Annotated in this window: 26 protein-coding genes and 1 tRNA gene; 17 read left to right on the top strand and 10 right to left on the bottom strand. The window is 59.4% G+C overall.

From position 1 onward, the window contains the following. The first annotated feature begins 57 nt into the window (after nucleotides 1-57). From A7A09_RS07345 to A7A09_RS07295, 11 genes are all read left to right on the top strand, one after another. Nucleotides 58-276: a hypothetical protein gene (locus A7A09_RS07345; protein ID WP_148043623.1), complete on the top strand. Its 219-nt coding sequence runs from the start codon at nucleotides 58-60 to the stop codon at nucleotides 274-276. Next, nucleotides 276-2345, top strand: coding sequence for a hypothetical protein (locus tag A7A09_RS07340; RefSeq protein WP_106690737.1), 2070 nt, complete (start codon nucleotides 276-278; stop codon nucleotides 2343-2345). The genes A7A09_RS07345 and A7A09_RS07340 overlap by 1 nt, the downstream gene beginning before the upstream one ends. After that, nucleotides 2345-2989, top strand: coding sequence for a hypothetical protein (locus A7A09_RS07335; RefSeq protein WP_106690736.1), 645 nt, complete (start codon nucleotides 2345-2347; stop codon nucleotides 2987-2989). The genes A7A09_RS07340 and A7A09_RS07335 overlap by 1 nt, the downstream gene beginning before the upstream one ends. After that, nucleotides 2986-3540: a hypothetical protein gene (locus tag A7A09_RS07330; RefSeq protein WP_245999203.1), complete on the top strand. Its 555-nt coding sequence runs from the start codon at nucleotides 2986-2988 to the stop codon at nucleotides 3538-3540. The genes A7A09_RS07335 and A7A09_RS07330 overlap by 4 nt, the downstream gene beginning before the upstream one ends. A gap of 66 nt (nucleotides 3541-3606) precedes the next feature. After that, on the top strand, nucleotides 3607-4032 hold the full coding sequence (locus A7A09_RS07325; RefSeq protein ID WP_106690806.1) for a DUF6950 family protein: 426 nt from the start codon (nucleotides 3607-3609) through the stop codon (nucleotides 4030-4032). A 2-nt stretch (nucleotides 4033-4034) separates the two neighbouring features. Continuing rightward, nucleotides 4035-7967, top strand: coding sequence for a phage tail protein (locus tag A7A09_RS07320; protein ID WP_106690735.1), 3933 nt, complete (start codon nucleotides 4035-4037; stop codon nucleotides 7965-7967). Continuing rightward, a complete protein-coding gene (locus tag A7A09_RS07315) occupies nucleotides 7964-8617 on the top strand; it encodes a hypothetical protein (protein ID WP_106690734.1) in 654 nt (217 codons plus the stop codon). The genes A7A09_RS07320 and A7A09_RS07315 overlap by 4 nt, the downstream gene beginning before the upstream one ends. 74 nt (nucleotides 8618-8691) lie before the next feature. After that, nucleotides 8692-8880: a hypothetical protein gene (locus tag A7A09_RS07310; RefSeq protein ID WP_106690733.1), complete on the top strand. Its 189-nt coding sequence runs from the start codon at nucleotides 8692-8694 to the stop codon at nucleotides 8878-8880. A gap of 116 nt (nucleotides 8881-8996) precedes the next feature. Then, nucleotides 8997-9275, top strand: a complete 279-nt coding sequence (locus tag A7A09_RS07305; protein WP_106690732.1) for a hypothetical protein — start codon at nucleotides 8997-8999, stop codon at nucleotides 9273-9275. A gap of 445 nt (nucleotides 9276-9720) precedes the next feature. Next, nucleotides 9721-10257 (top strand): lysozyme, encoded by a 537-nt coding sequence (locus A7A09_RS07300; protein WP_106690731.1) that lies wholly within the window; start codon nucleotides 9721-9723, stop codon nucleotides 10255-10257. Nucleotides 10258-10260: 3 nt separating this feature from the next. Further along, the gene (locus tag A7A09_RS07295; protein ID WP_106690730.1) at nucleotides 10261-10665 is read left to right on the top strand and encodes a hypothetical protein; all 405 of its coding nucleotides are present in this window, start codon (nucleotides 10261-10263) and stop codon (nucleotides 10663-10665) included. A gap of 128 nt (nucleotides 10666-10793) precedes the next feature. Here the strand turns inward: A7A09_RS07295 and A7A09_RS07290 are convergent, their stop codons facing one another. From A7A09_RS07290 to A7A09_RS07260, 8 genes are all read right to left on the bottom strand, one after another. Beyond that, the gene (locus A7A09_RS07290; RefSeq protein WP_106690729.1) at nucleotides 10794-11141 is read right to left on the bottom strand and encodes a hypothetical protein; all 348 of its coding nucleotides are present in this window, start codon (nucleotides 11139-11141) and stop codon (nucleotides 10794-10796) included. A gap of 511 nt (nucleotides 11142-11652) precedes the next feature. Next, nucleotides 11653-16521, bottom strand: coding sequence for a hypothetical protein (locus A7A09_RS07285; protein ID WP_170167040.1), 4869 nt, complete (start codon nucleotides 16519-16521; stop codon nucleotides 11653-11655). 286 nt (nucleotides 16522-16807) lie between these two features. Further along, nucleotides 16808-17227, bottom strand: a complete 420-nt coding sequence (locus A7A09_RS20510) for a hypothetical protein (protein ID WP_148043622.1) — start codon at nucleotides 17225-17227, stop codon at nucleotides 16808-16810. 47 nt (nucleotides 17228-17274) lie between these two features. After that, complete coding sequence (locus tag A7A09_RS20505; RefSeq protein ID WP_148043621.1) at nucleotides 17275-18150, bottom strand: hypothetical protein; 876 nt, start codon at nucleotides 18148-18150, stop codon at nucleotides 17275-17277. Beyond that, nucleotides 18147-18554, bottom strand: a complete 408-nt coding sequence (locus tag A7A09_RS07275; RefSeq protein ID WP_106690722.1) for a toxin-activating lysine-acyltransferase — start codon at nucleotides 18552-18554, stop codon at nucleotides 18147-18149. Before A7A09_RS07275 ends, A7A09_RS20505 begins: the two co-directional genes overlap by 4 nt. Before the next feature lie 493 nt (nucleotides 18555-19047). After that, a tRNA-Gly gene (locus A7A09_RS07270) sits at nucleotides 19048-19121 on the bottom strand. Between the two features lie 39 nt (nucleotides 19122-19160). Continuing rightward, nucleotides 19161-19763, bottom strand: coding sequence for an HAD family hydrolase (locus A7A09_RS07265; RefSeq protein ID WP_106690721.1), 603 nt, complete (start codon nucleotides 19761-19763; stop codon nucleotides 19161-19163). Then, nucleotides 19760-20212 (bottom strand): nucleoside deaminase, encoded by a 453-nt coding sequence (locus A7A09_RS07260; RefSeq protein WP_106690720.1) that lies wholly within the window; start codon nucleotides 20210-20212, stop codon nucleotides 19760-19762. Before A7A09_RS07260 ends, A7A09_RS07265 begins: the two co-directional genes overlap by 4 nt. 118 nt (nucleotides 20213-20330) lie before the next feature. Here A7A09_RS07260 and A7A09_RS07255 point away from each other — a divergent pair, with 118 nt between their 5' ends. Continuing rightward, the gene (locus tag A7A09_RS07255; RefSeq protein ID WP_106690719.1) at nucleotides 20331-21551 is read left to right on the top strand and encodes a pseudouridine synthase; all 1221 of its coding nucleotides are present in this window, start codon (nucleotides 20331-20333) and stop codon (nucleotides 21549-21551) included. Nucleotides 21552-21590: 39 nt separating this feature from the next. On the opposite strand, the gene hemP is transcribed toward A7A09_RS07255, so the two are convergent. Both hemP and A7A09_RS07245 read right to left on the bottom strand, forming a co-directional pair. Next, entirely contained in the window at nucleotides 21591-21767 is a 177-nt protein-coding gene (gene hemP, locus A7A09_RS07250) for a hemin uptake protein HemP (protein ID WP_106690805.1), read from the bottom strand. A gap of 131 nt (nucleotides 21768-21898) precedes the next feature. Next, nucleotides 21899-22945, bottom strand: coding sequence for a zinc ABC transporter substrate-binding protein (locus A7A09_RS07245; RefSeq protein WP_106690718.1), 1047 nt, complete (start codon nucleotides 22943-22945; stop codon nucleotides 21899-21901). 95 nt (nucleotides 22946-23040) lie between these two features. Between A7A09_RS07245 and A7A09_RS07235 the strand changes: the two genes are divergently transcribed. From A7A09_RS07235 to A7A09_RS07215, 5 genes are all read left to right on the top strand, one after another. Further along, entirely contained in the window at nucleotides 23041-23535 is a 495-nt protein-coding gene (locus A7A09_RS07235; RefSeq protein ID WP_106690717.1) for a Fur family transcriptional regulator, read from the top strand. Then, entirely contained in the window at nucleotides 23532-24290 is a 759-nt protein-coding gene (locus A7A09_RS07230) for a metal ABC transporter ATP-binding protein (RefSeq protein WP_106690716.1), read from the top strand. The genes A7A09_RS07235 and A7A09_RS07230 overlap by 4 nt, the downstream gene beginning before the upstream one ends. 23 nt (nucleotides 24291-24313) lie before the next feature. After that, nucleotides 24314-25096, top strand: coding sequence for a metal ABC transporter permease (locus A7A09_RS07225; RefSeq protein WP_106690715.1), 783 nt, complete (start codon nucleotides 24314-24316; stop codon nucleotides 25094-25096). Between the two features lie 199 nt (nucleotides 25097-25295). Further along, complete coding sequence (locus tag A7A09_RS07220; RefSeq protein ID WP_419181811.1) at nucleotides 25296-25499, top strand: hypothetical protein; 204 nt, start codon at nucleotides 25296-25298, stop codon at nucleotides 25497-25499. 99 nt (nucleotides 25500-25598) lie between these two features. Then, nucleotides 25599-26180 carry a DUF1697 domain-containing protein gene (locus A7A09_RS07215; protein WP_245999201.1) on the top strand — a complete coding sequence of 194 codons (582 nt, stop codon included), beginning with the start codon at nucleotides 25599-25601 and terminating at the stop codon, nucleotides 26178-26180. Nucleotides 26181-26401 lie beyond the last annotated feature (221 nt).

Raw genomic sequence — 26401 nt, 5'->3', positions numbered from 1 at the left:
CTCTGGCTCGCTGAATGCGACGCGGCGCAGCTCCGGCAGCGCCGCCAGGAGGACATGTTGCTGACCGCCGCATGGGTGACCGCCGGGCTGAGCCGCGCGAAGAAACTGCCCCGGCTCGACGCGCTGCTTGCGCGGACCGGGGAGGGCAAGCTGGACTTGCATATGTACCTGGAAGGCGTGAAGCGGCACCTGCCCAGCATCACCATGGAAGAATGGCGCGCGCGGCATTCCTCCACCCGCATTCCGCAATCAGATAGCCGGAAAGGAGGTTCTTGATGGCAGCCGCAAAGCTGATCGGCCGCATGCAGGCCCTGCTCGGGCTCGATGCGACCCGGTTCCAGAAGGGCCTCTCCGAGAGCCAGAAACGGCTGCGGGATTTCGGTCAGCAGTTCCGCCGCGTCGCCTCGGTTGCCGCCGCCATGGGGGCGGCGATCAGCGCCGCCGCGCTCAAGGGTGCCCAGGATATCGACCAATCCGCCAAGGCGGCGCGCCGGCTGGACGCCTCGATCGGGGCATTCGAGGCCCTGAAGCTGGCCGCCAGCGAAGCCGGTGTGCCGCTCTCTTCGCTGCCCAACGAGATCCAGAACATCAATCGCGAGATCGCCAATATCGGCACCTCCGGGAATGCGGGCCGGGCGCTGGAACGGCTCGGCCTGGCGGCCTCGGACATCTCCGATCTCGATGCCGATGAGAAGCTCGCCACGATCGCCGATCGCGTCAAGGCGCTCGGCTTGTCCTCGGGCGAGGCGACGGCGGTTCTGCGCGATCTCGGTGTGCGCAATCGCGAGGTCGCCTTGCTGATGATCCAGGGCGGTGACGCGATCCGTCGCGCCCGGAAAGATGTCGAGGATTACGGCCTGGCCCTGGGCAGCGTTGAAGCCGGCCGAGTTGAGGCCGCCAATGACTCGATCGCGCGGCTCGGCCTGGTCACGCGCTATGCCGGCCAGCAGCTCGCGCTGCAGCTTGTCCCGGCCATGGGGCGATTGGCCGATGCGATGACCGCCAGCCTGCGCGAAGGTGGGGCGCTCCGCGCCATGATCGACGGGCTGGCCGGCAATATCGACCGCATCATCACCTATATCGCCACCGCCGTTGCGGGTTTCGGGACGCGTTTCGTGGCGGCGCTGGTGGCTGCGCGCATTGCCACATTCTCGCTCGTTGGCGCATTGACCGCATTGCGGGGCGCGCTCCTTCGGTCGGGGATCGGTATCGCGATTGTCGGGGTTGGTGAGCTGATCTACCGGTTCACCGGCCTCATCGAGAAAACCGGTGGCGTCGGCAGTGCATTCGAGACCTTGGGCCGTCTCGCGGCATTGGTCTGGCAGGGGATTGTCGATTCCGCGAAGGCCATTCCCGCTGGACTCGCCGGTGTCTGGAACCTGGTCCGGTCCGACTTCATCACGATGATCGCCGACCTGACCCAGATATGGGACAGTTTCATCAGGAAGGTGACGACGGGCATCAGTTTCCTGACGCTTGGAAGCGTCAAACCCACCGGCGGCGGGACCGGTGGTCTCACCGAGGAACTGCGCGCAGAAGCAGCGGCCCTGGCGGCATCCGCCGAAGAGAATTTCAAGGCCATGTCCGGCTCCGTCACGCAGTCCATGCAAAATGCCGGAGCCGGCATCAGGCTGACCGCGCTCGGCCTTGGCGATCTGAGAGCGAAATTCCCGGAGGTTCGACAAGCGGCCGGCGAGACATCCGATGCGGTCAATGACCTGGGAGCAGCACTTGATGGTGCCGGCGGCGCGGCTGGCCGGGCGGGCAGCTCCGCCGGCGGCGCTGCGAAGGCCGGGATCGACAAGCTCAAGGACTCCGTGAAGAGCGCGACGAAAGCCACCGAGGACATGGGCAAGAAATTCGGCGATCTCGCGGCCGATGTCATCACCGGCACGCGCAGCATGGCGGATGTGCTGCAGCAATTCGGCAAGAAGCTGCTCTCCTCCGGCCTCGGCAGCCTGTTCAACAGCCTCACGGGCGATCCCCTGACAAACGCGCTGCGTGGCGCCGGGCTCAATCCCCTGGGCGGGTTCCGCATTCCCGGCTTCGCCAATGGCGTCGAGAATTTCCGGGGCGGGTTGGCGCGGATCAACGAGCGCGGCGGCGAGCTGGTCAGCCTGCCCGGCGGCTCGACGGTCATTCCGCATGATCTCTCGACCCGGATGGTGCGCGATGCGAGCGGCGCGCAGGACTCCCGTGGCGTCCTCGAGATCGTGCCAAGCGAGTTGTTCGAGCTGCGCATGGCCGACGTCGCGGATCAATCCGCCGCCAGCATGGGGATCGAGATTTCCAGATCGATCCCGGACCAGATCCAGAAATATCAACGCAACCCGAGGCTCCGCTGATGGCATTGACCTATCCCTATCCGCTGGCCTTCCTCTCCGAGCTTCTGCATGCGGGGGATGTCACATTCGATCTGCAGCGCAATGACGAGCTCTCCGGCAGCGGTGACGGGCGCTACTGGGGCGCTGAACTGGCCCGGCCCCTCTGGACCGCCGAGTTTCCCCTGCAGCCTGTCGCAAAGCCCGAGGCGCGCGCCATCAATGCCCGGATCCATGCGCTGGACGGGGTAAGCCGATCGTTCTTGCTGGCCGATCCGTCCTATCCTGGCCCCGCCTTCGGCGACAATTCCGGGCTCGAGGCGGTCACGGTCGATGCCGTGCGCGCCAATCGAACGCAGATTGGCCTGGCCGGGTTGCCCAACGGGTTCGTGGCCACGATCGGCGATTACATCACCATCCTCGGCCCCAATGGCCAGGTGTATTTCGGCCAGTTCCTGGAAACCTCCTCGCCGGTCTCCGATGGCACCATCTTCGGCAGGGAGGTTCGGCCGGTGCTGCCGCTTTGGGTCGCTCCGGGGCAGGCCGTGCTCCTCGTGGAACCCTATTTCCGGGCTATCATCCCGCCCGGCGGGTTTCGTCCCTATCGCATGAATCTCGGCGATCACGCATCCGGCGCCTCCCTTACCATCTTGCAGAAACTCCCATGAAGATACTCGACCCCAGCCTTGTCACATCCCTGCAGGCCGCACGGGACCAGGGCATCAAGCCGGTCTATTTCGTGACCGTCTTCGCCCGCCCGCTCGGTGGCGGGGTGGAGGTCCCGGTCGGCCTCTGGTCCGGTGATGAAAACCTCGTCCTCAATGTCCAGACGCCCGAGGGCGGGCTGACCAGCCGCCAGTATTTCGGCGGCTGCAACCTGTCCCTCGACGGGCTGCAATATGTCATGGACCTGACGGATAATGCGCTGACCATCGGCATGAGCCAGATCGCGGATATCGCGCAGCAGCTCGTGCGGGGCTTTGACGTGCGGCTGGCTCCCTGCGAGGTGCATGCGACCACGATGACGGGCGGTGACATCACCAGCAATCCGCAGCTGATCTGGATCGGGATCGTCGATGAGCTGCAGATCGCCACACCGGCCGTGGGCGGCAATGGCAATATCGGCTTCCAGGTCCGCTCCGAGATCATGTCGCAGCTCACTGCCACCAATCCGGCGAAGTCGTCGAACGTGCATCAAAAAACGTCGGCGCGCGAATGACCGGTTCTGCGAATACGCCTCGGTGATCAGCTCGCGCGAAACCCAATGGTACCGGAAGACATGACCATGCATCAACTCACCCGCCGCGATGATTGGCGCGGCCGTTTTGCCGCTGAGATGGACCGGCAACGCCGCGTGGGCTTTGCCTGGGGCAAGCAGGATTGCGCCCTCGGGCTGGTCTGCGGCGCCGTGCAGGCGATCACCGGTGCGGACCTGGCGCGCGGCTATCGCGGCAAATACCGCTCACCCAGGGCCGCCCTGAAACTCCTGGGCGACAGCGGCGCGGACAACCTGGGGGATTTCGCCGCCCTGCACCTGCCGGAAATCCATCCCTCCCAGGCCCGTGTCGGCGATCTCGGCATCCTCGCCGCCGAGGGCCCGATCGGTGAGGCCTTCTGCATTGTCGATGCCAGCGGCGTCATCGTGATGACGGAACAGGGTCACGGCCGCCTCCCGCGCGCGGACATGACCAGGGCATTCAAGGTCGGTTGAATATGAAGAAACTGTTACTCGCGACGACAGCGCTGACCGCGCTGGCGGCCGCTCCCGCATATGCCGGTCCCGTCACCGCGGCGGTCTCCTGGATCGGCAGCACGCTTGCGGCGGGCGGAATCGGTGCGGCGCTGCTGCGCACGGCGATCGGGATCGGCGCATCCCTGCTCGGCCAGGCGCTGACCCCGCAGCCCGATCAGCCGGAACTGAGCGTCAAATTCGACGTGCAATGGGGTGATGACAATCCGCTCTCCTTCATCGCCGGCGATTACGTCACGGCTGGCAAGCGCAAGTATATCGGCTCCTGGGGCAAGGACACGCGCTTCATCACCGATGTGATCGAGATATCGGCATTGCCGCAACCCGGCCTGGTGGGCATGTGGGTGGATGACGCGGCCGGCGATGTCCTGTGGAACCGCGAAAGCGCGGTCAGCAGCCCCTCGGCCAGCACCGCGCAGGAATATGACGCCGGGACGGTTCCCGCCGGCATGCTGCCGCTCGGCCATCCGCTGAACAATTACCGGGACGATGCCGACACCACCGATCCGCGCATCTGGGTGCGCTTCATCGACGGCACGCAGACGGCTGCCGATGATGCCCTGGTCAGCTTTTTCGGCAGCGATCCCGATTATCCCTGGACCGCCGACATGGTCGGCACCGGCAAATCCTATGTCATCATCACCACGCAATATGACGATGACACGCTGACCAGCTATCCGGCCTATCTGTTCCAGCCGGACGCCTTGCCAATGTACGATATCCGCAAGGATGACACGGCGGGGGGCATCGGTGCGCATCGATGGGGCCAGCCCGAGACCTACGAGCCGAGCCGCAACCCGGCCGTCATTGCCTATAACATCATCCGGGGCATCCATTTCGGCAGCGAATGGGTCTGGGGCGGCAAGAACCTGGCCACCTGGCGCCTTCCTGCCGCCGAATGGATGGCGGCCGCCAATGCATGCGATGACCCGGTCACCCTCGCCGGTGGCGGAACGGAGCCCGCCTATCGCTGCGGCATGGAGATCGAGGTGTCGATGACGCCGGCCAGCGTGCTGGAGGAGATCGGCAAGGCGGCCAATATGCATTTCGCCGAGGTCGGCGGGATGATCAAGCCGATCGTCGGCTTGCCCGGCGCGGCGGCGATGGCGATCACCGATGACAGCATCATCATCACCGAGGGGCAGTCGCTGAAGCCGTTCAATCCGGTCAGCGACACCTTCAACGCGCTGTCGGCCACCTATCCCGAGCCGGGCGAGAAATGGACCACGAAGGACAGCCCGGAATTCATCGACACGGAGGCCACCACCGCTGATGGCGGGCGCCACCTGCCGACCTCGGTCAGCTATCCTGCCGCACCCTATGGCAAGCAGGTGCAGCGGCTGCAGCGGGCGCAGATGCAGGATTTCCGACGCTTCCGCCGACATCAGTTCCATCTGCCACCCGAGGCTTATGCCCTGGAGCCGGGCGTGGACATGATCTCCTGGACCAGCAATCGCAATGGCTACGAGAACAAGCTGTTCGTGGTCGAGAGCGTCGCCAAGACGCCGGGCATGAATGTGCTGGTCTCGCTGCGCGAAGTCGATCCGGGTGATTACGACTGGTCGAGCGGCTTCGAGATGCCGACCGATATCGCCACGCCGGTCAATCCGGCGCCGTTCACGCAGCCGATCACCGGCCTGACGGTTCTGCCTGCAACCGTCAAGGATGGGGACAGCACCGATCGGCGCCCGGCCATTCGCGTGGCCTGCGACGAGAACGTCCCCGGCGCGACACATATCCAGATACAGGCCCGCGTGCAGGGCGAGACGGATATCGTCATCGACACGAACCGGGGCTTTGTCGATCCGCATATCTGGTTCCTGGTCAATGTCCTGCCGTTCGAGACTTACGAGGTCCGCGCCCGCCTGCTCTCGGATCGCACCCCGAAATCCGTCTGGTCGCCCTGGCTGACCGTCACGACGCCGGAGGTCCTGTTGCAATGGGCTGATCTCGCCGACAACATCAAGCAGGCCGTGGAGGATGCCCAGGCCGAGGCAGATCAAGCGGCGGCAGATGCGACCGCCGCCAGCGCCAAGGCCGATCAGGTGCAAGCAAACCTCGATACCGAGGTCGCGCAGCTTTACGTCGACCTGGAGGCTGGACTGGACGGGGTTGAGGGGCAGATCGTTCAGTTCCAGTCCGCCTATGGCTCCATGAACCACAAGACCGGTTTCATGGATGAGGATATGGGCGGGTGGCAGACTTCCAATACAAATACTGGCGAACCTGGAACCACCACGGCCGATATCGTCTCAACCACCGGAGCTCCGGACGGGTTCACCAGCTCGTTGCGTATCGGCTTCAATGATATTGGGCGCGTCCTTATTGAGTCGCCAGCGCGGATAGGTGATACTCGAGGTAGGACAATCCGCGTTCGTGGCCTCGGTCGAGGGGTCAACGGTGGCTCGTTATATGTTGGTATCCGAGCGTTTAATGCAGAAACCTCCACGCTTGTTCGGAATGACTGGCAGCAGGCCCTGATCGGCGATAGCTGGCAGTATTTTGATACGACATTCACAATTCCTTCAGGGGCGGCAGCCGCAACGCATTGGGCTCCTTTGCTGCATACGTCTGCGGCTCAGGGCACAACCGCGTACGCTCATGTTGCCTGGGTTGAGATCACGGATGTCACCGATGCCGTTGCCGCACAGGCCAGCGCGACCTCGGCCATGGCCGCGGCGACGAATGCGCAGCAATCGATCGCGAACATCACCAATACGGTCGAGGCAGAGTTCCAGGACTGGCAGGCATTCGTGGATGCCGGCCAGACGGCCCTGGCCACGGCCGGCCTTGCGCAATCGGCATATACGATCCGTGCCGTGGCAGGTGCGGGAGAGGCCGGGCTGCGGATCGTGGCCTGGGACGATGAATCTGGCTCCGGGGGCGTGGTCAAGGTATTCGGCGACTATACCATCGCAGAAGGCACTCTTGGGGCTTATGCGCTGACGATCTTTGATCCGGCCAATCTCGTGCCGGACAACCAGTTTCAATCGGAAGCGGCGTGGGATCTGCCGTCCGGCCCTTTCGTCCTGAGTAATTCAGGGGCCATCTTCAGCAGCATAGGCATGCTGAGATACAACCATGCGGGCGGCACAGGATTCACATCCTTCGTGAGTTCCCGGCGCTTTTCGGTCGATAACAGCAAGCCCTATTATTTTGCCCTGCGGGCGCAGTCCGGGGGCAACTATACCATTAACGTGCGGGTTCAGTGGTTTGATGAATCCGGGGCAGCCATTGCTGGGCAAAACCACATCACCAATGATGTAACGGATACGGGAGTCACGGATTACAACGCCACGTTCACCGCTCCCGGCAATGCGCAGCAGGCCCGGATCCATATCCGCGTGGACCGGGACAAGACCGACAACAACATCAATATCGGCGATCTCGTCGCCCGGGCCAAGAACCCCGGCAGCACGCTGATCACTCCGAACAGCATCACGTCTGATCTGGTCACGACCGGCGAGCTCATCACGCTGTCTGCACAGATCGCCAACGGCATCATCGGTTCGGCGAAGATCGCCAATGCGGCCATTGACACCGCCCATATCAAGAACCTGTCGGTGGGGACGATCAAGATTGCAGATGGAGCGGTCACCCGGCAGTACTCAAACAACAACACCGGCTCGGGATCGGTGTCCGTGACCTTCCCGACCCAGAACGGATCCACTGTGGTTATTTGGGGTTTCGCAAATAACGGAACCTCAAATGTCCTGAAACTGAGGATTTCGGTCAATGGAACGCAGGCCAAAGAAGCAAACCTTCAGCCTTCAGCCTCGGCAACTCTCATTCATATTACATCGGGGACAGGTAACAATATGACTGCCGAAGTCCATTCCCAGTTCAGTTCCGATCTGGATAAAGCGGCCATCGTCGTTTCGGAGTTCAAGAAATGATATTCACCGTAGTAGATATCAAAGGCGAGATCGTTTCGACCCTCGATGTCCCGGACCTGAAAACAGCCGAGCTGAATATCCAGGATGGGCAGAGGCTGTACGAGGGACATTTTGACGGGAGCTCCCAGTATTTCGTTGGGAATACGCCAACCCCGTACCCTGAAAGACCGGGGGACTGGGCTGAATTCGACTATGAACAGGGTGTCTGGATCGATCCGCGATCCAATGAGGAGCGGCGAGTCCTTGCGCTGAAGGCGATCACGGATATTCGCGGCGCAACCCGCAGCCGCTACGTGACGGTCACCGAGGGGCAGCAGCTCTCCTATCTCGACAAGGAAAGGCAGGCGAAAGAATGGCTTGCCGCCATGGCTGCCGGGCAGGAAACCGGCATCGATGAGCCGGATGCAGGTCAGTATCCGGCACTCGCCTATGAGACCGGCGCAGGTCTGACGGCGGACAATCCAACAAAAGTCGCCGAGATCATTGTCGCGCAGGCCGAGAAATGCCGACTGGCCTTCGCTGTCATCGAAGGGGTGATCCGGCAATATCTCAATGCCGCGAAACATCCGGAGACGATCATCGATGTCGAGGACATCAAGGCGAATTGTCAGCGCGACGTGGATCACGCGTTGAGCGCCGAAGGTCTGTAATTCCAATACTCTTGTCTGGACGGCATGAATCCCGGGTGCAATTGTTACATGGCACCCAATTCACTGGAGGAATTATGAAGAATTTAAAGGCGTTTTCGATCGCGATTGCTCTGGCGGTATCGACCGCCACGGCCGGATATTCACAGGACCAGGCCTATGCGGATGTGGTGGTCGCGGAGAAAAGCCCGACTTCCGAGGTCCCGACCTTTGTCTGGACCGTGATCATCAGCGGAGTTCTCCTGGCCCTGGCCAACGATTACTGACTGAATTACCCGGTCTCGAAACGACATCGACGCCGTCGAACTCCGGGACCAGACGATCTGACCTTCCAGGCCCGCTTTCGAGCGGGCTTTTTCATGCCTGATTGCAAGGAAGCGAAATGCCTGACCAGGACAGCAGTCGCGCCATCGATCGCCTCGACGCGCGCATGGCACGGATCGAGGACGCGCTCGTGACGCTGGTGCGCATGGAGGAACGCATGGTGACCCTGTTCAAGCGCATGGATGGCTATGACGGCACGCTCGCGAAGCTGATCGACCGGGTCGCGGAGCTGGAGCGTGTGACCTATGGCCGTGGCCATTTCTTCCGTTGGATGGATCGCGGTGGTGTCGCCGTCATCGGTGCGGCCGTGGCCATGATCTTCCAGAAAATCTGGTGAGCGGGGCCGGATAGAAAATATGCCGAAACCATCCAGCCCCATGCCAACCCACGGCGAGATGGGCAGGCCTCGGAAATAAATCCCGGCTTGGCCGGACAATCAATCGAAATTGGCCGTTTAAAGCTTTCCTGTGATTGCATTCTTTGCGACCCACCACAGGGCTGCGAGCACCGTCAATGCTCCAACTATACGGTCAATAGGAGGTCCTACGATCAGTCCGGCACACAAGATGCCGCTTCCTATAGCCCAAGATCGCATGGCAGTTTTATATTGTGGCAGACCCCAAACGGATAGCCCGATAAACAGCAGGCTCGCGCCGCCAGACAATAATATCCATTCCATGTTGGTGCCCCAATTCGGGAACAAAGGCCCGCAATCGTAACCACGCATCCGTCGTCACAACAAGCCCGCTCCGGCGGGCTTTTTCGTTTCATAGGAGAAAATCATGATCCAGTTCCTGACCACGCTTCTGGCGTGGCTGAAATCGCTTGTCTCGACCAGGGGCAGGGCTGCCGCCACAACCGGCACGGCCGCGATCCTCGCCGCGGCTGCTGCCTTCGTCGGCCCCTGGGAGGGTGAGCGCACCGAGGCCTATCTCGATCGAATCGCCAGCCCACCGGTCTGGACGGTCTGTTACGGCGAGACCCGCGGTGTGAAGCAGGGGGATCGATACAGCTCGGCCGAGTGCAGTGCCATGTTGATGGATGCCCTGGGCGAGTTTCGAGACCGCCTAGTCAACTGCATCCCGGCGCTGCCACAGCAGCCCGAGGGCGTCCAGGTCGCGCTGGCGTCCTGGTCCTACAATGTCGGCACCGGCGCCGCTTGCGGATCCACGCTGGCCAGGCGCGCCAATGCCGGGCGATGGCAGGATGCCTGCAATGAACTGCCACGCTGGAACAGGGCCGGCGGCAGGGTTGTCCAGGGCCTCGTGAACCGCCGCGCTGCCGAGCAGCAGCTCTGTCTTTCTACCATTGGAAGGTGAGCCATGAGCGTCATCGACAGCCTGCAGAATATCCTGCAGCCGATCATCGTGGATTATGCGGCCTGGCTGATCCTGGGTGCGCTCGCCTGGTTCTTCCGCCGGTTGCCGGAGCGGTGGCGGATCGAGATCGAGGCCCGGCATCGGGACGCGCTGCACTTGGCATTGAATTCCGGTGTTGGCGCGATCATCGACACGCTGCAAAAGCATCCCTCGGTTGCCGTGCCGGATCGGGCCATCGGCGAAGTTGTCGACTATGTCCGCAGTTCCGTGCCGGATGCGATCCGCAGGCTCGGCCCGTCACAGGCGCAACTCGAGCAGATGGCGCGGGCAAAGCTGCGCGAGCGGCTGGATACGATTTTCGGCCGGGATCGGCTGACTGAAGAGCTGCGTTACGCCGGCGCGCAGTGAATCGTGACATAAAAGACCCGCGCTCGACGGGAGGAGACGCGGGCCATAATATGACTTGTTCACCCAAATATATTACGATCAATACGGGTAGCTTACCCAGGCTGATGGCGCAGAAGCCATACGCATGATTACCCATGCCTGCGTTTGCGGGTGAAGGTCGCGGTGATCTTGAAGGGCGGCGACAGGCCATATTCTGTCTTGGTGAGCTTCCATCCGCGCAGGCGCTTCTGCAGCCGCATCAACGCCGCGGGATCGTTCAGCAGATACCGGGCCGTCACTTCCGTTTCCAACTCGATCAGATGGGTATCCAGATGATCGATCTGGCTGAAGATTGTTTTGATGTCTTCGTCGAGGTCTTTCACAATGGGCATACTCTGGCTTCCGCCTTTTGCCGTGTAAAACTCACTCAGAAACGCCTCGCGCGACAGGAAGCGCGTGAGGCTGCCGCCATGAATCGTTGACGCAGAGATGCTCATGGCGATGCGGTCTCAATTACGTGAAATGGCTCAGCTGTCAATGGATGGCCTTGCGTGGTTCCGAGACACAGACGGCGGGGATAGGGAAAATGCCCTATCCCCGCCATCGACTGCATCAAGCTTCCAGGCAAAGATGCGTTTCACACTTTATAACTGTTGAAACGATTGTATAAAAACTGCCCGCTTAAGAAGTGAGGCAAGCAGAACGCAGTATACATTGGTTCAGTTCACTCTGGACGAGACCTGTCTACCTAAGTTCCTGAGCCCAGATCCATCCGCATGACTACCTATATGATGCTCGGGACGCCGCCATCGTGTCGGCCTGTGGACACCGTTCCGGATGGGTTTCGTATCAAGGAAATGCAAAACTTCCCACCGCGCGTTGCGCGGCAGGGAATCGGGCTGTCGACACAGCCCGATCCAAGCGATCACTGTTAACGAAAGTCCCCCCGACCAGCGCCACCCTTGCTCGCCTGCACCCTCGTCGCAGCCCTCACCACAGACTTACCTGTCAGCTGAAGACCATATCATCTGCAAGAGCACTGATGGTGATGTTCCTGACCGTGAGCACATCATCTCCGCCGAAGTCGAAGATGACGTCATTACCGACCTGTGTGGCGTGACTGCGTGCCTGGGTAAAATTACTGACGCCGAAGCCTGTGACCTCGATCGTATCCACGTTGTTTTCGAAGTCCTGGATTACATCGCGATCATAGCCATTCCGAAAGATGAACCTATCCGCATCCGCCCCTCCGGTCAGGGTGTCATCGCCCGCCCGTCCCGCAATCCGGTTATTGCCGCTATTGCCAACCAGAGAATTGGCCGCTGCATTGCCATAGGCAAATAGGTTGTCGCTTCCCGACAAGGTTACAATCTCATTATTGGCATAGGCCCCCTCGTTGCCTGCCAGGTCGATCGAAATGCTCGCATGCACGCGATCCCTCCCCTCATTGGCAAGCTCACTGATTCGATCGCCAGTATTGTCGATGACATAGACATCGTTGCCGGTACCGCCGATGAGGTTATCGGCTCCCGCACCGCCATCCAAAGTATCATTTCCGTTTTCGCCCCGAAGCCAGTCCGTGCCATTCCTCCCCTCGAGGCGGTCATGCCCATCGCCGCCACGAATGCTGTTGTTGGAATTGTTGCCACGAAGTTGATCGTTTTGCGCAGAGCCAAACAAGTCCTCAATGCCGACATAGGTGTCGCCGTCGGCGACCCCCGTATTTTCGCCAGGATTGAGGAAATCCACCAACACCCCGGAAGACGCATTCTGATAGCTCACCGTATCCCGGCCAGTCCCGCCAATCAGCTTGTCGCCTGCGCCACCGGTGGCGATGAACAGGTCGCTGCCCGCTCCCCCATCCAGAATGTTGCCCCCGGATGTGCCGCGCAGCGTATCATTGCCGCTACCTGCAGCGATGTTTTCGACCTCATGTATCAGCGTTTCTGCAGCGAAGCCGGTATGATTGTTCGTGATCAGATCAATAGAAACGGAAGAGCTGCTGCCAGTGAAACTGAACGTGTCATTTCCAGCCCCGCCATTAATCGTGTCTACGCCCCATGAACCGATAATCGTGTCGTTGCCGAGACCTCCGTCAAGACTGTCATTCCCAGATCTGCCATCGAGAATGTTATTTCCGGCATTGCCCGTCAGCGAATTGTTGCCAGACGACCCACGGGCACTGAGGTCTGCACTCCCTGCCATCGTGACAGTTTCAACATTGCCATAATAACTGCTGTTTGCCTTATCCAGATCAATGCTGACAGAAGTGTGAATCCGATCTGTACCGCCGGACACGGCCTCTATGACGCGGTCTCCGGCATTATCGACAATATAGACGTCATTTCCGATGCCGCCGGTCAAGGTGTCGGTACCTTCGCCCCCGTCGAGTGTATCATTCCCGGCTTCACCGTTAAGGGCATCGCCGCCCTGGAGGCCTCTGAGATGATCGTTGCCATTGAACCCAAGCAGAATGTCACCCTGCGCGGACCCGATTAACGTGTCGTCGTATTTTGTAGCCTGATAGGCCTCTACATCATACACCGTATCATTTGCGACATCCGCGCTGCTGTTCTTCCAGTTGCCGAGATTTATGGTGAGAGCATTGTTCAAAGTGCGGTAGCTTAGAAGATCGAGGCCGAAACCTCCCAAAATGCCATTGACACCTCTGCCGGGCAGAAGAAGATCATCGCCACCCTCTCCCCAAAGGAAATTGTCGCCGCCGTCACCGACAAGCGTGTCGCCGTTGGCGGAACCGAGCAGACCCTCGATGCTGCGATAGACATCACCCTTGGCGTCACCCGTATTGCGGGACGGATCGGCCAGCGATGCGTACACGGCCACCGAAGCTCTTGCATAGGACGCAAAGTCCGGAAACTCCGTACCTGGGCCGCCATTGAGTGTATCGGCACCAGCTCCACCCTCGAGCACGTTCCGATTGTCATTCCCGTACAGATGATCGTCGTAGCGCGATCCCACCAGGTTCAAAATATAGGTCAGCTTATCACCTTCGGCATGCCCGCCACGGGCCGTTCCGAGGTCCAGATTGATACCCACTGCTGCGTTTGACTGAGTGTAACCGGCCGTGTCCCCATCATAAACGGTAATGATGCCGCCAGACTGTTCATGCCCCGCGCCGCTGATAACATCGCCCCCTGCTCCCCCCTCCAGATAGTCTAATCCCTGCTCACCATAGAGCGTGTCCTTACCGTTGCCGCCGAAAAGGGTATCTGCCTGCTCGCCGCCTCGGAGCAGGTCATTGCCGTTGCCGCCCTGCACCCAGTCCCAACCGGTTCCAGCACGAATGATGTCATTGCCATCGCGACCAATCAGGATATCGTCGCTGCTTTCGATCTCGGCTTGACCAACCTTGATCGTATGGGTTCCCACGTCCTCGAAAACAAAGCTGCGGTCATCGGGGGCGATCCAAAAATCCCGTCCAGTCGTCTCTCCCTGAACCGCAATCCGAGCGCCATCAACGACCTTCCCGGTCACATCGGTATAGCCGACGGCCCCCATGCTGTTATTGAAAGCGAACTGGAGTTTTCCCCCAGACGAGGTCTCCACGTATTTGACATTCTGTGCCGCGACAAACGCTGTTTCCGGTACCGCATCTTGCCGATCAACGGCAAGCTCGATCGTCACGCGATTATTGGCATCGCGTCCGATGCTGACATCACCCGGATTGACAGCCAGCCCGGCCTCTTCCAATGAGGCTAGGAAACCGTGCAAGCCGCCGTTGAAGTCGTTCTTGTTCACGGTACGGAGCTTGAGCTCTTCGGCTTGTGCCAGTACGATCGCCCATCCGGCAGCGAAGGCACTATCAGGCGCGGCTGCGATCAATGCATTTATGGTGTCGCGATCTTCAAGATATTTCCCATATTCTTCGGCAGCTGCCGCGTGAGCCGCCAACGTGATCGAGTCCGTTGCTGGTGAACGGGCAACGGCACGTTTAAGTAGGAGATCGCCGCCTATAGGCTGCGCTTCCTCCAAGAAATCCGTAAGTGCCGCATCGACCATTTTCTCCGGTGAATCGACACGCTGATCGTTCACAAAGTACTTGAGCCCGTTGTCCCCGTCAGGTTCTATTTTCATACGCTGCAGAACGCGGACCAACGGGTTGGCGTCGAGCCCGGTTTGTTCCTGGAAGCTGTCGCTCAGGTGGAAATTATCAATATTCGCGTTCGCTAGATCGAGTGCACTGATGTTCTTGAGATAATCAAGCGTCAGTTCATGGATGGCCAGGCCGAGGCTCTCGGTCACCTCCTTGGGAAACCCATCATTCGAAGACATCGTCGCATAGAGCAGAATATTTCCGGTCATGAAGGTATTGCCATCCCGATCCACGAACAGATCGATCAATCCTTCCGGTTCGGGCTTGTCGCCAAGCCAATTACCCAAAAGCGTGCCGAGCAATGTACCAAAAAAGGCACCGACACCGGGAATCAAGAAATTGCTGAGCAGCCCGACGCCTTGGCCGAAAATACTGGTCGCCCCTGCGAGACCGACCACCGATCCGAGACCTCCGCCGAGAGAGCCTTCCAGCGACTCTGCAGGAAGGATTTTATGGGCCAGTTTCGATCCAAAAAAAGCTCCAGCAGCTCCGCTGATTTGTTCCCAGGGGACATCCCAGCTTACATCGGCGAAGGCACTCCCGGATTCCGCATAGCTATTGGCCATCTGTTCGACGACGCTGCCAGCATAAGCCGAGCCGGTGACGCCGAAGAGCTCTGCGCCGAAGCCATCAAGGCCGAGCTCTTCGCCAAGTTCTGCCACGAGAAGCGAGGTCGCGGCATTTGTCAAACTGGCCGCAAATTCAGGACCAAGATCCTTGAGCTGACGTTCAAGGGCCTGTCCGAAGTTGACTTGCCCGCCATTGAAGGCATGGTAACCAACATCCGTGATGACCTCGGCCATATTCTCTGTAATCGTGCCAAGTACAGTTCCGCCGAGAAGCTTCTCGAACTGGCTTCCGTCCTCAAGCAAGACATTTGCCAACTGCGTGCCGAACGTCCGGCCAATAGTTCCCGCGAAATCGATAACAACTTGACTGTCGTTGTGCACACGCACGCCACCAGCAACATAGGTGTGGAAATCTTCAACCTCGAAGTTATAGCTTCGCCACACCCCCGCCGGGCGATGAGTCAAGCCATCGCCCGCTGCCATCGCAACAGCTTCCACTTCCTCGAACATATACCGGAATTCTTCAGACCAAACAATCTGCTCGGCCTTCACCATGGCAAGAGTTCCGTCGTCAAGCACGATAGTAGAGATATCGTCCTCAAGGATTTCATCAATGCGCTGAAAAAGGCCATTCGTGTTCAGGAAACGGTGCCCTGGAGTAACAGTCAGTTCCTGCTCTTCGCCATTTGACTGCCAGGTCAGGCGCAGCCATTCCGGTGTTTCGTTCTGAAACACGCGTACGATCCGCTTGGGAACCAGTGCACCTCGACCAAGCTCCGCCAAAGGATCAAAAGCAAGTACAAGATCGCCAGGGCATAGGGTTTCAATGGAGGCGCTGCTGCCATTTGCCATTGCAATAGGTGTGTGACCTGGGAAACAATGAACGCCTATTAAATCATCAATTTCAGGTTTCGGTTGCGGACGATCTGAACTATCCAACGACTCCCAATAAACACGCTCCCCTTCACCTGTGGCGGTGCCAACCGATAGAGAACCAGGTTCCAATCCATATTTTTGTTCTAAGGTTCTTGCCATTTCAGCGGATGGGCCATCATATACCGATGTGCCAATGAAGATATAATCTTCGCCTTGGATAAGGCGAGAGTCCTCAAACTCATCAACAATAAGAAGCCCTCTTCCTAGAGCGTCTGCGGTAAGGTCTCTAAGAGCAGATTCTGGAAGTTTATTTTCCAAAGCATATTCTGATATGGATATCCCAATTCGATTGTTGAAAATGTCGCGACCGGAATCTAATGAAAACCCCTCACCACCAGAAAGTGTTGTTCGCAGCTCACGGAGTTCTCCATATAGATTTGTCCAATATTCTCCATGATGATACGATATTCCAGCGGATGTGAGGGCGTGCGCAACAGCATTATAATCTGATTGCCCTTGACCGTTGGAGATTATATAATCTATTCGGACTTGGTCTAACGGACCTCCATTGGATATATATCTAGCATAGATCTTTGAAATTGACTCAGTCATTATATTGCCCTTGCTCCATTTCAATAATCCCAGACCTTATGATAAGATTATACCCATCAATTTCATTTTTGGTAAAACATCGAGTTCCGTAGGGCTCGCCTGATATGAAGTTCGCATCAATGCGAAATTTATTACATTTATTTGGCGATTTCAGTTGAGTTATATATGTGCTCCCTACAGGCACTTCATTTCCACCCCAGCAAGTCCCGTCGATATACTTTTGTATTTCCATATCGGGAATTTCATATTGGGATGAAATGCAAACATAAGAGCGCCCTTCATCTAAAGGTAGATTGAGCGGGCCGTCTTCTGATGGAAGTGTTGTTATGTCCGCAAAAGTATCCCAAAGAACTAGTACCGCTACCACAAGCGCAACGGAAAGGGCGATTAATATTGTGGCGATCTTTTTCATACTATATACTTTTATTCATCTCAATTGATATCCGCGTGACAAAATCATTAGATATTTTGACCCTCAGCGCGCCAAGAATTAACAAGACTGAAAGTGGCTTGCGCCACACCTAACCAGCTATTGCGGAAGTAAACTACACTCTCTGGGAAACGAACATAAAGATAGGTATCTGAAGTTGTTTCATGTATTTGGCCATGACATAAAGGCTGCGGGGCCGGTTCCGAACCGTACTCAACAAGGCAACGAAGAATTGCAACGAAATTATCGGCTTGTTCATATATACTATAGTCTTCGCCAGAATGGTTTCGAGGGAGTATTTTATACCCAGCAGGGGGCAATTCTTGAGATGTACTTTGGCCAACAAGATGCCCCTGTCCCAGAGGTGGCGCAAGGCCGCGCTTTTCTAGATAAATGCCAAATCGGCGTGTGATATCTATTCCTGGTTTCGGTGCCTGTCCGCCCGCCCAGAGAATTTCCATTTTTACCAGATCGGCATCATTTGGATCATCCGGATCATCTGTGATGTCCGCATAAAAGAAAACATTATGTTCAACTGGAGAAAGATCATCAAGCTTGAAGGCAAATACACCTCCAACATTATATTTTGTGATTACGCTGGGGTCATACTTGCCATCTTCTGCGAAACCAGTTCGTTCTTGATTGTCCAATAGAGTTTTCGACAATGCTTCTTTGTCAAGTAATGTAGGGATAAACTCCTCTAGCGGCTTAGGGTTATGATAAACTAACGGATAGGCGAACCACACGCCATGCTGCCAGTGATATCCGATGCGGTCGTCCTGCAGCGCGGCAATGTTAGAATATCCTTCACGCGTAGACATCTCATGCGGCGCCGCGTATACTGATACACATCCCGCCACTGAAAAACTGGCAATGCGGATTAAATCCACAATTAGGTCCATCATTTTTGATTTTCCGTAGGGCGGAATCCAGGCAGCGTCGCACAAAACACGCTTTGTCGAATTGAACCGGATCGCCACTCCGCAATACCAATAGATGCCGCAGGATCGGCATTCAGACGGGCAGCGACAGCCTCGCTCACCATAGCCCATATCTCAACGGAAACAGGTTGCAGATTGGGATTCATATTTCCGGAAGCAGGCGGGCTTGGAATTTCGGCATATTGGATGTGAAGCTGCCGCAGTACAATGCCAGGCATCACATGTGTTTCGAGCTTGTTGATGGACGCCCCGGCATGTTCGGGGTCTTGCGTCATCAGCCAAGCGATCTCGCCGAGAATTTCAGCTACCGTTTTGCCCGCAACAGGGTCGGTCGCAGCAGTTGTCAGAGATTCGCCGCGCTTCTTCATTATTCAACCTCTTAAATCACGTTGCTCCGGCAACACTTCGAACCGCTCTCGAGAATCCTATAGCATGAAACGCGCCCATCACAAAGACGGCAGGTTCACCACTGTGAAGCCGCAGCACGCCATGCGTAGCTGGAGGTGGACATCTTCCGTCAATGCATTGATTGGTAAGTAATTTGTTGAATTCTGATTGGGGGTGAGCGAGCATTGTCAGCGGAAGAGGCGACTCATTGAACGTTGAAGTCAAGGCGCCAACCCGGAGACAATGCCGGTGATCCTGACCGCGTCAAACGAACGGGGTGCCTAGATGCCGTATGGGCCTGCGCTCCTCTGGTAGCCATGACGGTGGCTGTCCCTCAGGGTGATGATGTTGAAGCTGGTCGATGAATCGGTGTGAAGGCAAGCTGCACAATCCGTGAAAGTGTCCCAAGCCTGACTTCTCTGCGGGACACATTTTTTGTAAGTGTCTGAATAGATTCGAGTAATAAATATGCAGTGGAGCGGGTGATGGGAATCGAACCCACGTATTCAGCTTGGAAGGCTGCTGCTCTACCATTGAGCTACACCCGCGACACGCCCCGTATAAAAGGCTGCGCGGCAAGGTGCAAGCTATCCAATGCCGCGTTCCTTGAGGGCCATGCGCAGCGCCTCGCTGCCGGTGAACCGGATGGCGTCCATGCCCACCGCCCGCGCGCCCTCGACATTCGCGGCACTGTCATCGATGAAGATGCAGTCGTCTGGTGCGATGCCGTTGCGGCGGATCAGAGTCAGGTAGATCCCGGGCTCGGGTTTCAGAAGCCCCTCGGTGCCCGAGACCACGATATCCTCGAACAGCGTCTGCAGCCGTGGATAGCCCGTCAGCGCGGCGGGCCAATTGTCATGCGACCAGTTGGTGATGGCGAATAGCCGGTGCCCCGCCGATTTCAGCGATTCGGCGATTTCCCAACTGCCGGGAACCGGCGCAGCGATGGTGAGGGGAAAATTCGCGGTGTAGCTTTCCAGCGGGGCGGCGTCCTCTCCATGGGCGGCCCGCGCCGCCGCCAGCCCCTCGGCCATTGTGCGGCCGCCGTCCTGCAACCGGTTCCAGCCGTCGAAATCGACCCGCGCCATCCAGTCGCGGATAGCTTCCGCATTGTCGAAATGCCCAGCAAATGCGGGTTCCGGAGACCATTCGATCAGCACCTGTCCAAGGTCGAATACGATATGTTTCATCGGCGCTCCTCAAAGAACGATTGCAGCAGCTTGCGGGATTCTCCGCCTCCGATCCCGTCATAGACCTGCGGCCGGTGATGGCATTGCGGATGATCAAAGACCCGCGCACCATGCGCGACGCCGCCCATCCGCGGATCCTCGGCACCGTAATACAGCGTCGCGATCCGGGCCGCCGAGATGGCCGCCGCGCACATCGGGCAGGGCTCCAGCGTGACCCAAAGATCATGACCGGGCAGGCGCTCGGATCCGGCGGCGGTGCAGGCGGCGCGAATCGCCAGGATCTCGGCATGGGCGGTGGGGTCCGACAATTCGCGCGTGCGGTTTCCGGCTGCCGCGACCACACGCCCGTCGGGATCGGTGATCACCGCGCCGACGGGCACCTCGCCACGTTCCGCTGCCGCCCGCGCTTCTGCCAGGGCCTGTGCCATATGGGATGTGAAACCGGCCATATCCGCTTGTCGCAAGCCGGGCTTGACGGCGCAAGCGGTGAAAAGCAGCTTCCTTGCGGTAAGGATTGCGCGTAGAAGGACGTCTTTGCCACCGCAGAGATGCGCAGGAGAACCCGTCATGACCGACAGTCCCGACAACAGCAAATCCACCGGCGACAGAATCGCCAAGGTGATGGCCCGCGCAGGCGTCGCCAGCCGCCGCGAGGCGGAACGGATGATCCTCGAAGGCCGCGTCACCGTGAACGGGGAAAAGATCGCCAGCCCGGCGCTGGACGTATCGCCTTCGGACAAGATCACGGTTGACGGCAAGAAGCTGGAGGAGCCGCAGGAAACTCGGCTCTGGCTCTATTACAAGCCGGTCGGGCTGGTCACGTCCGAGGCGGATGACAAGGGCCGTCAGACCGTTTTCGACGCGTTGCCCCGCGATCTGCCAAGGGTGATGACCATCGGCAGGCTCGACCTGAACTCCGAGGGGCTGTTGCTGCTGACCAATGACGGGGAGTTGAAGCGACAGCTTGAACTGCCCTCGACGGGCTGGCTGCGCCGCTATCGGGTGCGGGTGAATGGCACACCGAACGATCTGTCATTCGCGCCGTTGCGCCGGGGCGTGACCATCGATGGCGAGGAATTCGCGCCGATGGAGATCAAGCTGGATAGTCAGCAAGGGGCAAATGCCTGGCTGACCGTGGGCATCCGCGAAGGCCGCAATCGCGAGATCAGGCGGGCCATGGCCCATATCGGTCTGCAGGTGAACCGGTTGATTCGCGTGGGTTACGGTCCGTTCCGCCTGACCGGCATGGAAAAGAACGAGGTGACCGAGGTAAAGCGCCGGGTCCTGCGTGACCAGCTTGGCGGCTTGCTGACGGGCGAGGCCCCGGGGAAAGAGCGTGAAATGCGCCCGCGCGGGGCAGAGGCTCCGCGTAAGCCTTTGGGCAAACGGGGGGAGCGTGGCGAATTACGCCCATTGCGCGGCGATGACCGGGCTCCGCGTCGTGCGGATGGCAAGGGCGGGGCGCCCCGCAAGTTCGGCACCGGCCCGAAACCTGATGGGGATCGCCCGGCGCGGGGCGACAAGCCTTGGAGCAAGAGGGAACGGACAAGCGAATCCCGCGCGGGGGATAGCGCGGCGGGCGACCGCCCACGGCGCAGTTTTGGCGCGAAACCTGCCGGGGGACAGGGCGCGCGCGACTATTCGGGCAAACCGGGCTTCAAGGGCCCCCGGAATGCGGGCAAGGGCGGTGGCAGCGGAAAAACCTTCGGTGGCAAACCTGCCGGACGGCCCGCTGGCAAGCCGGGCGGACGCCCCCCGGGGAAGCCGCGCGGCGGGCCAAGGGGCTGAAGGCAGGAAACCGAAGGGAGGGGCGCGCGAGCGCCCTTTTTACTTGGTCAGGATCAGCTTGCCCGCGCGGGTGATGCGGAGCTGATAGACCTGCTCGTCCAGAACGATCAGCGCCTGGTTCCCGCCACGAGTCAGCTCGTTGGCGTCATGCTGCGGCAGTCGGGCCAGAACGCTGGTTCCGGGGCGGGTGAAGTCGGCAGGGCGCGTCGCGGTCATGGTCAGCCTCATTCCTGAAAAGTTGTTCTGGAGTAAAGCTGACTAATTTACTCGGTAATGTCAAAGGAAAAGAGTCGGAAATAGAATCTGCGGCGAAATCCGGGGCATGACTTCGCCGCAGAAATCGCGTGTCAGTCCTTTTTCGCCAGGCAATCGGCCAGCGCATTGCCCATGTTTTGCAGCAATTCCCCGTAAAGCGCCGCACCGGCTTCCAACCCGCGACCAGCCGGATCGAGCTCTGCCCCGACCCCGATCCCGCTTCCTTCTGTCGCGCTGTCGATCAATGCCGGATCATGACCATATTCGGGAAAGGCGCATGCGGCGCCTGATTCGGCGATCCGGGCGGAAACCTCGTTCAGGCGCGCGGCCGAGGGCGAGGACGCATCGCCAAGCGACACGGCAATTCCCGGCTGAAGCCCGAAATGCGCGGTGAAATAGCCATATGCATCGTGGAAAACGACGAAGGAACGATCATGGACGGGTTCAAGCCGGGTATTGATCTCCTGTTCCAGTGTGTCGATCCTTCTGATGGCGGCTTCGGCATTCGAGGCATAGGCATCGGCATTGTCGGGGTCGCGGGCGGCCAGGGCTTCGGCGATGGATGTCAGCCATAGCTGGGCGTTGGCAGGGTCGAGCCAGGCATGCGGGTCGATGCCGTCATGGTCGTGGCCGTGCTCGTCCTGCGCATCTTCAGCATGATCGTGATCATGCCCTTGATCTTCACCGGCATCTTCATGCTCGTGGTCGTGGCCGGCGTGATCCTCTGCATGCTCCTCGTGTTCATGTTCATGTTCGTCCGCGTGCTCGTGCTCATGAGCGTCGTCGTGATCCCCGTGATCCGCGCCGAATTCCTGGAGATGCGTGCCGGGCACGTGCAGAAGCGATAGCGCTTCGCCTTCCCCCAGGTTGGCGGTGGTGCGCTCAAGCCATGGGGTCAGTTCGGGGCCGATCCAGACCAGCAGGTCCGCGGATTGCAGCGCCCTGGCATCCGATGGACGAAGCTGGAAGTGATGCGGGTCGGAACCCTCGCCGATCAGCACGCGCACCTCTCCAAGATCGCCCATTACCTGCTGGACAAGCGATCCGGTGACGGGGATATCGGTGACGACTTGGGGCGGTTCTGCCAGTGCAGGTGCGGCGAATAGCGTCAATATCGCGGTGGGCATGGTCAGGCGCATGATAACTTCCTCGATCAGTTGCGGGCCGTGTTGCGGGCGCAGCTCATCCCATGTTATGTAATAACAAGTCAAGAGATCTGTGATAAGGTAACAAATTGCACGGAAAATCAGATCATGGCGAGGCTTTCGCCCCTCACGACCATGCGGCCTGCCAGTCACGCGCCCTGGTCGAGGCCGAGGAACGGCTGAGCCGGGAAGGTGCCCGGCTGACACCTGTCCGGCGGCGCACATTGGAGATCCTGCTCGAGGCGCATCGCGCGATGGGCGCCTATGAGGTTCTGGACCGGCTCGCCGATGACGGTTTCGGCCGCCAGCCCCCGGTCGCCTACCGGGCATTGGAATTCCTGGTCGAGCACGGGCTGGCGCATCGCCTGCAACGATTGAACGCCTTCGCCGCCTGCCTCCATCCGGGAGAGGATCACGCCCCGGTCTTCCTGATCTGCCGCGAATGCGACAAGGTGGCGGAAACCAATGCCCCCAGGGTCCGCGGCGAATTGCAGGCCGCCGCGGGCGGGCAGGGCTTCACGGTCGAGCGTGCGACGATAGAGGCGCTCGGGCTATGCCCCGTTTGTGCCGAGGGGCGGGAATGACCGCCCTGATTACCTCAAAAAAACTGACCATCCACCGCCCCGGCACAAGCGAGCCGGTGCTGCACGACATTGATTTCAGCATCTCTCCGGGCGAGATCGTGACCGTCGTCGGTCCGAACGGATCGGGGAAATCCTCGCTCATCCGGGCACTTTTGGGCCATATGCCGCTGGTTTCCGGCATGATCTCCCGGCGCAAGGAGCTGCGAATCGGCTATGTCCCGCAGCAGGTGCAACTGGACCGGACCATTCCCATGACCGTGCGGCGATTCCTGTCATTGCCGCATTGGGTCGGGGCCGAGACCATCGCCGATGCGCTGGCGCGAACCGGCGTCGCCGGTCTGGAGGCGCGGCAACTGACCGAACTTTCCGGCGGACAGTTTCAGCGCGTCCTCCTGGCGCGCGCATTGCTGCACGATCCGCAACTCCTGGTGCTGGACGAGCCGACGCAGGGATTGGATCAGCCCGGCATGGTCGGCTTCTATCGACTGATCGAGGATGTGCGGAACCAGACCGGCGCGGCCGTGCTGATGGTCAGTCACGACCTGCTGGTGGTCATGCGCTCATCGGATCGGGTGATCTGCCTGAACGGGCATATCTGCTGCGAAGGAACACCGCAGGATGTCGGCAATGCCCCGGAATACCGCGCATTGTTCGGTGCCGAGGCGCGGGGCACATTGGCGCTCTATCGCCACCATCACGACCACGACCACGACCATGACCACGGCCCGCAGCATGACTGTGCCGAGCATGGATAAGCCCCGCCAAGGATCGGAACAGGATGCTGGATGATTTTCTGATACGCGCGATTCTCGCCGGGCTGGGGCTGGCGCTGGTGGCCGGGCCGCTCGGCAGCTTCGTGGTCTGGCGGCGCATGGCCTATTTCGGCGATTCGACCGCGCATGCCGCGATCCTGGGCGTGGCGCTCGCCCTTGCCTTCGACCTGTCCATCTATGCCGGGACGATCACCGTCGCGCTGGCCGTGGCGGTGCTGGTCACGGCGCTTACCGCGCGCGGGCAGGCGATGGACACGGTGCTGGGGGTGATCGCCCATTCGGCGCTGGCCTTCGGACTGGTCGCGATCAGTTTCGTTCCTGCGGCGCGGGTCGATCTGGCCAGCTATCTTTTCGGGGATATCCTGGCAGTCGGCCGTTCGGATCTGGTCTGGATATGGGCGGGGGCGCTGTCGGTGCTGGCCCTGCTGGTCTGGCGCTGGCAGAAGCTGGTCACCGCCTCGGTGAACGAGGAACTGGCCATGGCGGCCGGAATCGATCCCCGGCTGGAGCGTCTTGCGCTGTCGATCGCGCTCGCCCTAGTGGTGGCGATCGCGATTCGAATCGTGGGTTCGCTGCTGATTTCGGCGATGCTGATCATCCCGGCGGCGACGGCTCGCCGATTTGCGGCGACTCCCGAGCGAATGGCTGCCATCGCCTCGATTCTCGCCGCGTTATCGGTGCTGACGGGGCTTCTTGCGAGCCTTTATCTCGATAGTCCCGCCGGTCCCTCCGTCGTTGCTGCCGCGACCGTATTTTTCGTGTTTGCACAGGGGGTTCGTTCCAGATAGTGCAGAATGGCAACATTTTTTCCGGACGCTTCCGATTGCCTGGAACCGCTCCGCGATTCAAGTGTTGGCCAATATGCAACAGTGGGCGCAAGCCGCGCAGGTGAAGTAGTAATGTTGCTTTTCAACTGCGTAGGATTGTGTAACTGTCGCAGCGATGTTGCCGGAAACGGCAGCCTTCAAAACGAAACGGAGCATGATCATGACCAAATTCGCTACTTTCGCTGCCGCTCTCGGCCTGACCGCTTCTTCGGCTCTGGCCGGTGGCTATGTTGCCCCCGTCGTCGACGTCGAGCCGGTCGTTGTCGAAGAACAGCCTGCATCCTCGAACGCCGGCCTGGTTGTTCCCGCCCTGCTGCTGCTGGGTGTGATCGCCGCCGTCGCTTCGGACGATGACGACAGCTGATTTCGAAGCGGATCGGAAATACCCGATCTGTTTTCAGGGGCTGACCTTCCGGTCAGCCCTTTTCTTTTTGCCGCAACACAAATGCCTTGAATAACTGGAATGCGGATCTTTCTGCCTTTCGCTGGCTATGGTTGGATGGACAGGGAAACGGAATGGACTGAACTCATGGCAATATTTGTAGCACTTCTCCGGGCCGTGAATGTCGGCGGAACGGGAAAACTGCCGATGGCCGATCTACGCGCCATATGCGAGGAAATCGGGTTCGAGGGGGTCCGTACCTACATTCAATCCGGCAACGTTGTATTCCGAACCAGTTGGACGAGCGAAGCCGCAAAAAGTGAACTTGAGGCAAGGCTTCACGAACGGATGGGCAAGCCTGTAGGCGTTATCATGCGGGATCCCCACAGTTTGCACGAGATTCTCGCGAGAAATCCGTTTCCGAAAGCGGCACCTAACCAGATCGGCGTTCTGTTCCTCGATCAAGCGACGCCATCGGACGTTCTGGACACGGCAAAGAGACGTACGGACGAAGAAATCCAGCTCGGCGATCGCGAGATATTCATTCATTATCCATCCGGCATGGGGCGGTCCCGGCTTCATCTTTCCGCCATGGAGCTCGGAACTGTCCGGAACCTGAACACGGTCGCCAAGCTGACTGAAATCTCGGCTGATGGAGCCTAGTCGAATCATTGGGGTAATGCCGCGAAAGGCGCAGAAGGGCTCGAATTGCGGGAACCACGCGATAGGTGAAGTTGAGACTGCGTCGCGGTGCGTGTCCAGCCTTTGTGACGGATGGTCACGCTTTGCCGTTGGTACGATGGAACCGTGTCTCGTCATGTAGGGCTACCGCAATGGGCATCGGGGAATCGATTTCCGGGGCCTAACAGGCCGCCAGGGCAAGA

It is taken from the genome of Paracoccus methylarcula (assembly GCF_003007735.2).
Lineage (GTDB): Bacteria > Pseudomonadota > Alphaproteobacteria > Rhodobacterales > Rhodobacteraceae > Paracoccus > Paracoccus methylarcula.
This window is presented reverse-complemented; position numbering and strand designations above follow the sequence as displayed.

Bases quoted from the DNA above. Each gene is read 5' to 3' on its own strand.
- A7A09_RS07215 (WP_245999201.1), top strand. From the start codon at position 25,599: ATGCGGATCTTTCTGCCTTTCGCTGGCTATGGTTGGATGGACAGGGAA.
- A7A09_RS07225 (WP_106690715.1), top strand. From the start codon at position 24,314: ATGCTGGATGATTTTCTGATACGCGCGATTCTCGCCGGGCTGGGGCTG.
- A7A09_RS07340 (WP_106690737.1), top strand. From the start codon at position 276: ATGGCAGCCGCAAAGCTGATCGGCCGCATGCAGGCCCTGCTCGGGCTC.
- A7A09_RS07325 (WP_106690806.1), top strand. From the start codon at position 3,607: ATGCATCAACTCACCCGCCGCGATGATTGGCGCGGCCGTTTTGCCGCT.
- A7A09_RS07255 (WP_106690719.1), top strand. From the start codon at position 20,331: ATGACCGACAGTCCCGACAACAGCAAATCCACCGGCGACAGAATCGCC.
- A7A09_RS07320 (WP_106690735.1), top strand. From the start codon at position 4,035: ATGAAGAAACTGTTACTCGCGACGACAGCGCTGACCGCGCTGGCGGCC.
- A7A09_RS07265 (WP_106690721.1), bottom strand. From the start codon at position 19,763: ATGAAACATATCGTATTCGACCTTGGACAGGTGCTGATCGAATGGTCT.
- A7A09_RS07300 (WP_106690731.1), top strand. From the start codon at position 9,721: ATGATCCAGTTCCTGACCACGCTTCTGGCGTGGCTGAAATCGCTTGTC.
- A7A09_RS07275 (WP_106690722.1), bottom strand. From the start codon at position 18,554: ATGAAGAAGCGCGGCGAATCTCTGACAACTGCTGCGACCGACCCTGTT.
- A7A09_RS07245 (WP_106690718.1), bottom strand. From the start codon at position 22,945: ATGCGCCTGACCATGCCCACCGCGATATTGACGCTATTCGCCGCACCT.
- A7A09_RS20505 (WP_148043621.1), bottom strand. From the start codon at position 18,150: ATGATGGACCTAATTGTGGATTTAATCCGCATTGCCAGTTTTTCAGTG.
- A7A09_RS07330 (WP_245999203.1), top strand. From the start codon at position 2,986: ATGAAGATACTCGACCCCAGCCTTGTCACATCCCTGCAGGCCGCACGG.
- A7A09_RS07230 (WP_106690716.1), top strand. From the start codon at position 23,532: ATGACCGCCCTGATTACCTCAAAAAAACTGACCATCCACCGCCCCGGC.
- A7A09_RS07310 (WP_106690733.1), top strand. From the start codon at position 8,692: ATGAAGAATTTAAAGGCGTTTTCGATCGCGATTGCTCTGGCGGTATCG.
- A7A09_RS20510 (WP_148043622.1), bottom strand. From the start codon at position 17,227: ATGAAAAAGATCGCCACAATATTAATCGCCCTTTCCGTTGCGCTTGTG.
- A7A09_RS07305 (WP_106690732.1), top strand. From the start codon at position 8,997: ATGCCTGACCAGGACAGCAGTCGCGCCATCGATCGCCTCGACGCGCGC.
- A7A09_RS07315 (WP_106690734.1), top strand. From the start codon at position 7,964: ATGATATTCACCGTAGTAGATATCAAAGGCGAGATCGTTTCGACCCTC.
- A7A09_RS07220 (WP_419181811.1), top strand. From the start codon at position 25,296: ATGACCAAATTCGCTACTTTCGCTGCCGCTCTCGGCCTGACCGCTTCT.
- A7A09_RS07260 (WP_106690720.1), bottom strand. From the start codon at position 20,212: ATGGCCGGTTTCACATCCCATATGGCACAGGCCCTGGCAGAAGCGCGG.
- A7A09_RS07295 (WP_106690730.1), top strand. From the start codon at position 10,261: ATGAGCGTCATCGACAGCCTGCAGAATATCCTGCAGCCGATCATCGTG.
- hemP (WP_106690805.1), bottom strand. From the start codon at position 21,767: ATGACCGCGACGCGCCCTGCCGACTTCACCCGCCCCGGAACCAGCGTT.
- A7A09_RS07335 (WP_106690736.1), top strand. From the start codon at position 2,345: ATGGCATTGACCTATCCCTATCCGCTGGCCTTCCTCTCCGAGCTTCTG.
- A7A09_RS07290 (WP_106690729.1), bottom strand. From the start codon at position 11,141: ATGAGCATCTCTGCGTCAACGATTCATGGCGGCAGCCTCACGCGCTTC.